Genomic DNA, 7,549 nt, shown 5'->3' on the forward strand with positions numbered 1-7,549 from the left:
AGCGCTCACGTTACTAGTGCGAGCCCGCGGCCACCGCCGACCGGTGGTGTCGCAGGACGACCAGCGCCTGGACGGCGGCGGCCACCACCATGAGCGCGCCGACGACGCTGGTGACCTCGACGGCGCGGGTGAAGGCCTCCTCGGCTGCGGCCACCAGCGCCGACGCCGCCGACGGCGGAAGCGATCCGGCCACGTCCACGGCGCCACCCAGGGTCTCGCGCGCGTGCGCCAGCGCGGCGCCGTCGACCCCACTCACCGCGCCGAGCGACGCAGCGTACACCGCCGTCAGCAGGCTGCCCAGCACCGCCGTGCCCAGGCCGCCGCCCACCTCGTACGCCGTCTCGGACACCGCCGCGGCGGCGCCGGCCTTGGCGGGGTCGACGGTGGCCATGATGACGTTGTTGGTGATCGTCTGCACGAGCCCCACGCCGCCACCCACCAGCACGAACGCCACCATCACCAGCTCGGCACCCAGTCCGCGCCCGGCCAGCACCATCAGCGCGAACCCGGCCGCCACCACGAGCAGCGAGCCGAACAGCAGCCACGGCATCGGCAGCCGGCGCATCAGCGGCACCGCGACCAGCCCGGTGAGGATCGCCAGCGCCAGGCCGGGCACCAGGACCAGCCCGGACCGCAGCGGCTGCATGCCCAGGACGATCTGCAGGTACTGCGTCATGAAGAACAGCGCGCCGATCATCGCGAACGTCGTGAGCAGGTTCGTCACGACCGAGGCGCGGAACGCCGGCCGCGCGAACAGCGCGAGGTCCAGCAGCGGGGTCTCCAGCCGCCGCTGCCGCCGGACGAACGCGACACCGACCAGCACACCGGCCACCAGGGCGGCGCCGTATCCGAGCGATGGCCCGTCGGCGGCCAGTCCCTTGATCCCGTACACCGCCAGCAGCATGGCCACCAGCGACAGCCCGGCGCTGGGCAGGTCGTACGGGCCGGGCGAGGGGTCCTTCGACTCCGGCACCAGGAGCGGCGCGAAGATCAGCAGCAGCGCCAGCACCGGCAGCGCGACCAGGAACACCGAGCCCCACCAGAAGTGTTCGAGCAGCCAGCCGCCGACGATGGGCCCGAGTGCCGCGCCGGCGGAGAACATCGTCGCCCAGATCGCGATCGCCAGCGTCCGCTGGCGCACGTCGTGGAAGATGTTGCGGATGAGCGAGAGCGTCGACGGCATCAGCGTCGCCCCGGCCACGCCGAGCAGCGCCCGCGCGGCGATCAGCATCTCCGGCGACGTCGAGTACGCCGCCAGCGCGGACGCCACACCGAACGCCGTCGCACCGGTGAGCAGCAGCTTGCGCCGGCCGATCCGGTCCCCCAGCGTGCCGGCCGTCACGAGCAGCCCGGCGATCATGAAGCCGTACACGTCGACGATCCACAGCAGCTCGGTGCCCGTGGGCGCGAGGTCCTCGCTCAGGTGCGGGACGGCGAAGCTCAGCACCGTCATGTCGATGGAGATGAGGAGAACCGGCAGCAGGAGGACGACGAGGGCGCCCCATTTCCTCGGGACTGACGTCAGACCTCGCGGTCGGTTGTCAACCTCTTCCCGCGGCCCCGCCAGCACCCGCTCCCGCTCCCCCATCGTCATCGCACACCCCTCCGAGGTAAGCTAAACCGTCCAGACGGTACAGTAACACCGTCAGAATCGAGGTGTCTTCCCCGTGCCACGCCCCTCTTCCCGCGACCGCATCCTCGACGCGCTCGAGCGCATCCTCGTCGAGACGGGCCTGCACGCGGTGACCCTGGAGTCCGTCGCCGAGAAGGCCGGCGTCTCCAAGGGCGGCCTGCTCTACCACTTCCCTAGCAAGGAAGCCCTGATCACCGGCCTCGCCCGGCGGCTGGCCGAGGGCGTCGAGGAGGAGTTCGAGCAGGCGGTGGCCTCCGACGACGTCGTCGACTTCTTCCTGCGCACCTCGGTGCCGACATCGTCTGACGGCCCCGTCTACTGGTCGCTGCTGGCGGCGCTGCGCTCCAACGACGTCGCCAGCGAGGAGGCCCGCGGACTGGTCATCTACTGCTTCGTGCGCTGGGCGGAGATCCTGCGCGAGCACGTGAAGGATCCCGTGACGGCGGAGATCGTCCGGCTGGTCGGCGACGGGCTGTACCTCAGCGCGCTGGCGGGGCTGCCGATGCCGGACCCCGCCCTGCTGGACGAGGTCCGGCACCGCCTCACCCGCGAGGCGGGTGCGACGAAGGCGTCGGACTAGGAGACGACCGCCGGCTCGACGTCGACCGGCAGCTGCGTCTCCTGCTGCCGGCTGACGGCCGCCGCGACCAGGCCCGCGAACAGCGGATGCGGGCGGGTCGGCCGCGACTTCAGCTCCGGGTGCGCCTGCGTCGCGACGAAGAACGGGTGGACGTCGCGCGGCAGCTCGACGAACTCGACCAGCGTGCCGTCGGGCGACGTGCCCGACACCACCAGCCCGGCCTTGACGAGGCGGTCGCGGTGCTCGTTGTTCACCTCGTAGCGATGCCGGTGCCGCTCGGTGACGCGGTTGGCGCCGTACAGCTCCCGGACGACCGAACCTTCCGCCAGCACCGCCGGGTACGAGCCCAGCCGCATCGTGCCGCCGAGGTCGCCCTGGCCGGAGACGATGCCCTTCTGGTCCTCCATGGTCGCGATGACCGGCTCCGGCGTGTCGGGGTCGAACTCCGCGGAGCTGGCCTGCACCAGGCCGGCCTCGGACCGGGCGTACTCGATGACCATGCACTGCAGGCCCAGGCACAGCCCCAGCGTCGGGATCTGGTGCTCGCGGGCGTACCGGATGGCGCCGATCTTGCCCTCGATGCCGCGGATGCCGAACCCGCCCGGGATGACGATGCCGTCGACGTCGTGCAGCCGGGCCGCCGCGCCCTCGGGCGTCTCGCACTCGTCGGACGGGACCCAGCGGATGTGCACCTTGGCGTCGTTGGCGAACCCGCCGGCACGCAGCGCCTCGGTGACCGACAGGTAGGCGTCGGGCAGGTCGACGTACTTGCCGACCAGCGCGACGGTGACGTCGTGGCGGGGGTGGTGCACCCGGCGCAGCAGCTCGTCCCACGCCGTCCAGTCGACGTCGCGGAAGGACAGCCCGAGCCGCTTGACGACGTAGGCGTCGAGGCCCTCGGCGTGCAGCACCTTCGGGATGTCGTAGATGGACGGCGCGTCGACGGCGGCCACGACGGCCTCGGCGTCGACGTCGCACATCAGCGAGATCTTCTTCTTCACGCCGGGCGGGATGGGCCGGTCGGAGCGGCACACGATGGCGTCGGGCGTGATGCCGACCTGGCGCAGCGCGGCGACCGAGTGCTGCGTCGGCTTCGTCTTCAGCTCGCCCGACGGCGCGAGGTACGGCACCAGCGACACGTGCAGGAAGAAGCAGCGGTCGCGGCCGACGTCGTGGCGGACCTGCCGCGCGGCCTCGAGGAACGGCAGCGACTCGATGTCGCCGACGGTGCCGCCGATCTCGTGGATCACCACGTCGACGTCGCCCTCGCCGATGGCGATCATGCGGTCCTTGATCTCGTTGGTGATGTGCGGGATGACCTGGACGGTGTCGCCCAGGTACTCGCCGCGCCGCTCCTTGGCGATGACGTCGGAGTACACCTGGCCGGTGGTGACGTTCGCCGACCGGTTGAGGTCGCGGTCGAGGAACCGCTCGTAGTGGCCGACGTCGAGGTCGGTCTCGGCGCCGTCCTCGGTGACGAACACCTCACCGTGCTGGAACGGGTTCATCGTTCCGGGGTCGACGTTGAGGTAGGGGTCGAGCTTCTGCATGGTGACCCGCAGGCCGCGGGCCGTGAGCAGGCTCCCCAACGAGGAGGCGGTGAGCCCCTTACCGAGGGAGGAGGCGACTCCTCCGGTCACGAACACATGGGTGGTCGGCTGCAAGGCCAAGAGGGGCTCCCGTGGTCAATCCGTCAGCTGGCGGCTCGGCGGCGAAGCGCTGAACCTTTGTTCCACGGACCTCCAGCCTAACAGTTTCCGGGACCTCTCCGGGCCGACTCGCCGCAGCCGGTGTTCGCCGTCACAGAACGTGATGAGATCTTTCCCCGATCGGGGTGGCTTGCCGATCTTGATCCGGTACGTTTGGCTTCGGCCACTTTCCCCCGTGGTGGCCACCGCCCCCGCCGGACTCGCGGCTGGCGGGGGCGGACCAAGCATGCGTCAACGCCCGGCGAGGTCCCGGCACAGGCCGGCGACCAGCCGGGCGTTGTCGTCTTCGTCGGGCCAGGTGGCGGCGTGGCGCCGGCCGCGCTCGCCCAGCGCGGCGCGGCGCTCCGGGTCGTCGAGCAGCGCGCTGACGGCGTCGGCCACGGCGTTCGCGTCACCGACGGGGACGACGTGCGCGCCGTCGCCCACCAGCTCGGGGACGCCGCCGGCCGCCGTCGTCACCACCGGCAGGCCCACCTGCATCGCCTCCTGGATGACCAGTGGGCGGCCCTCCCAGACCGACGTGAGCACGTAGACGTCCGCGGCGGCCAGCAGGTCCGGGACGTCCGACCGGTGGCCGAGCAGCCGCACGGGCAGCTCACCGGCCGCGATCGCCCGGTTCAGTTCGTCCTCCAGCGGTCCGCCACCGGCGACCACGACCAGCGGCGACGGGGTGCGCTCCTTCCACCGCTGCGCGGCCGCCAGCAGCACGTCGAGGCCCTTCTGCTCGGCCAGCCGGTTGACGGCCAGCAGCAGCGGCCGCCCGGTGGCGCCGAGCTCGGCCCGGACGGCGTCGGCGTCACGCTTGGCGGGCTGGACGCGCGGCGCCGCCACGGGAGCCAGCCGGACGTCGGGCGCGCCGAGCTCGCGGGCGCGGGCGACGAGGTCGGACGAGACGCCCAGCGTGACGTCGGCCCGGCGCGCCGCCAGCCGTTCCAGCGCGCCGATCAGGATCCGCTTCGGTCCCGTCGCGAGGACGGCGTTGTGCCAGGTCGCCAGCAGAGGGACGCGTCCGTCGCGGCGCCGGCCCAGCGCGAGCCCGGACAGCGCGGCGGCCCGGAACCCGTGCGCGTGCACGACGTCGGTGCCGCGGAACGCCCGCTGCAGGCCCCGCACGGCCGCGAGGTCGGCCGGCGGGTTCGGCGCGCTGCCGATGCGGACCGGCGCGAACCGGGCGCCGGCGCCGGTGAAGTCGAACCGTTCCTGGGTCTCGGGCGGGCCGGCCACGCCGACCTCGATGCCGAGCCCGCCCAGCCGCTCGACCAGCGACCGCACGTGCGCGCCGACGCCCCCCGCCGTCATGCCGACGACGATCGTCAGCCTCATCGCTCCACTCCCCTGTCGTCCGGTGCCCATGATCATCAACCTTCTCGGTCGTCATGGCAGCACAGAAGGTTGATGATCACGGGCGCAAACCGCGGGCGACCGGCCAGGCCAGGACTCCCGCGACCACCGTCACCGTTGCCGCAGCGGCAACACCGGCCAGCACCAGCGACGCCGTCGACCCGGGGCCGAACGCCGACGCCACCGCCCAGCCGGCCGCCCCGCCGACGCCGGCGGCCACCGCGCCGATCAGAAAGGTCCGCGCCACCCCGGCCACCGCCACGCCACCGGAGTCGCGCACGACGCCGGCCAGCAGCAGCACGCCGCCCACGCTGAGCCCGGCCGTGTGCGCCACGCCGAGCGCCGCCGTCGTCCCGTCCTCCCCCACCGACGACGTCAGCGCGAACGCCAGCGCGATGACCACCACCCAGCCGCCGGCCGTCGCCGCCGCCGACGTCTTGCCGCGCCCGCGGGCGTACAGCGCCCGGCCCAGATGCGCGACCAGCCCGTAGCCGACCAGCCCCGGCGCGAACGCGACCAGCGCCCACGCCATGCGCTCCGGTGGCGCGTCGCCGGCGCCGATCGCGGCGAAGAACCGGGCCACCGGCCAGGCCACCGCCGTCAGCACCGCCGCGCCCAGCAGCGACACCAGCACGACCGCGCGCGTCGATCGCGCCAGGACCTCCGCGTACGACGTCCGCGAGGTCTCGGCGTGCTCGGACAGCCGCGGGAACGCCGCCGTGGCGATCGGGACGGCCAGCACGGCGTACGGCAGCAGGAACACCATCCAGCTGTTCAGGTACGTCACCGCGCCGCCGGTGCCGCCGTGCTCGTTCGACATCAGGTACGACGTCAGGTAGGCCAGTTGCTGCGCGACCAGCGTCACCAGGCCGGCGCCGGCCAGCAGCACCGCCCGCCGCCGCACGCCGTCGGGGAACCGCAACGTGGGCCGCAGCCCGGTCACCCGCAGCAGCATCGGCAGCAGCGTGGCCAGCGCCAGCGCGAGCACGCCGAGCGTCGTCCCGCCGGCCAGCACCAGCTCGTCGCGCCGGTCCAGCGTCGACAGGTCGTTCGCGTCGCCGGTGAACACCGCGCCGAACGCCAGGTACGCGGCGGCGACGACCACGCTCGACACGACCGGCGCGAGCGCCGCGGCCAGGAACCGCCGGTGCGCCTGCAGCGTCCCGGCGGTCACGACGGCGATGCCGTACAGCGGGATCTGCGGCAGGAACAGCAGCAGCATCGCGCGCCCGGCGTCGACGCCCTCGGACCCGCCGGCGCCGCCGAGCATCAGCTCCATGAGCGGCCCGGCGACGAGCACGCCGAGCAGCGCGACCGGCACCAGCAGCACCAGGGTCCAGCCGAGCAGCGCGGACACCGTCCGCCGGACGTGCTCGTGGTCGCCCCGCCCGGCCGCGGCGGCCAGCAGCGGGACGACGGCGCCGGCCAATGCGCCGCCGGCGACGATCTCGAAGACGACGTTCGGGATGGCGTTGGCGGTCGCGTAGACGCTGCCGAGCAGGGTCTCGCCGACCTGGGACTGGAAGACCAGCTGCCGGCCGAAGCCGACGACCCGGGCCAGCACGCTGACCACGGCGATCAGCGCCGCGCCCCCGGCGATCCCGGCGGCCGCACCCGCGGCGACCCGGCGCCCGCTCACCGGCTCGTCAGCGCTGGCGGCCGAGGCCGTCGAGCTCGCGCAGCACCGGGGTGCGCTCGATGACCTTGGTGAAGCTGACCTTCTCGCTGGCCAGCGTCAGTCCGGTGACGACGGCCAGGTGCGCCAGCCGCGCGGCCCGGCCCTCGCGAGCCACCAGGGCCAGCCCGAGCAGCGCCCCCAGCGTGTTGGCGCCGGCGTCGCCGAGCATGGTCCGCTCGCCGAGGTCGTCAGGGAGCATGGCGAGCGCGGCCCCGACGGCGGCGGCCCCGACCGGCGCCGCGGGACCGCCCAGGACGGCCGGCGCGTGCAGCAGCACGGTCTTGTTGGCCCGCCCGGGCCGCAGGTCGAGCAGGTTGAGCAGGTTCGCGTGCCCGGCGACCGCGGCGCCCCCGATGGCGGCGTCGACGACGTTCTCGCTGACCAGTGCCCCGCCGACGACCCCGGCCGCGCCGATGACGCCGATCTTCACCACGCCGCTGGTCACCTCGCCGGCCTGCAGCGCACTGAGGTGGCCGCGCAGCCCCTTGCTGGCCGTCGTGCCGAACAGGTCGTCGTAGAGACCCACGGCGCCGACGGCGACGGCGGCCGTCACCCCGGCGGTGCGGGCCCGCGCCGGCAGCCCGGGCGCGACGGCGATGCCCGCGGCG

At 73.7% G+C, this 7,549-nt stretch carries 6 protein-coding genes; 1 reads left to right on the forward strand and 5 read right to left on the reverse strand.

Translation table 11 applies throughout. The features are described 5' to 3' along the window. Positions 1 to 13: 13 nt before the first annotated feature. The gene (locus DY240_RS07525; protein WP_233552643.1) at positions 14 to 1,594 is read right to left on the reverse strand and encodes an MFS transporter; all 1,581 of its coding nucleotides are present in this window, start codon (positions 1,592 to 1,594) and stop codon (positions 14 to 16) included. A 73-nt stretch (positions 1,595 to 1,667) separates the two neighbouring features. Between DY240_RS07525 and DY240_RS07530 the strand changes: the two genes are divergently transcribed. Next, positions 1,668 to 2,213: a TetR/AcrR family transcriptional regulator gene (locus tag DY240_RS07530; protein WP_119659332.1), complete on the forward strand. Its 546-nt coding sequence runs from the start codon at positions 1,668 to 1,670 to the stop codon at positions 2,211 to 2,213. Here DY240_RS07530 and DY240_RS07535 read toward each other — a convergent pair. The 4 genes from DY240_RS07535 to DY240_RS31730 form a co-directional block, all read right to left on the reverse strand. Next, entirely contained in the window at positions 2,210 to 3,859 is a 1,650-nt protein-coding gene (locus DY240_RS07535) for a CTP synthase (protein WP_119659333.1), read from the reverse strand. The two genes, DY240_RS07530 and DY240_RS07535, sit on opposite strands and share 4 nt — an antisense overlap. 294 nt (positions 3,860 to 4,153) lie before the next feature. Further along, positions 4,154 to 5,245: a glycosyltransferase family 4 protein gene (locus DY240_RS07540; protein ID WP_199701027.1), complete on the reverse strand. Its 1,092-nt coding sequence runs from the start codon at positions 5,243 to 5,245 to the stop codon at positions 4,154 to 4,156. Positions 5,246 to 5,321: 76 nt separating this feature from the next. Next, positions 5,322 to 6,902 carry a murein biosynthesis integral membrane protein MurJ gene (gene murJ / locus DY240_RS07545; RefSeq protein ID WP_119659334.1) on the reverse strand — a complete coding sequence of 527 codons (1,581 nt, stop codon included), beginning with the start codon at positions 6,900 to 6,902 and terminating at the stop codon, positions 5,322 to 5,324. A 7-nt stretch (positions 6,903 to 6,909) separates the two neighbouring features. After that, positions 6,910 to 7,549: hypothetical protein (locus DY240_RS31730; protein ID WP_119659335.1), on the reverse strand; the 640-nt coding region annotated here is incomplete at its 5' end.

This window comes from Jiangella rhizosphaerae (assembly GCF_003579925.1).
Lineage (GTDB): Bacteria > Actinomycetota > Actinomycetes > Jiangellales > Jiangellaceae > Jiangella > Jiangella rhizosphaerae.

What these genes read in the sequence shown, in the direction of transcription:
- DY240_RS07525 (WP_233552643.1), bottom strand. Translation starts at nt 1,594, where the DNA reads ATGACGATGGGGGAGCGGGAGCGGGTGCTGGCGGGGCCGCGGGAAGAG.
- DY240_RS07540 (WP_199701027.1), bottom strand. Translation starts at nt 5,245, where the DNA reads ATGAGGCTGACGATCGTCGTCGGCATGACGGCGGGGGGCGTCGGCGCG.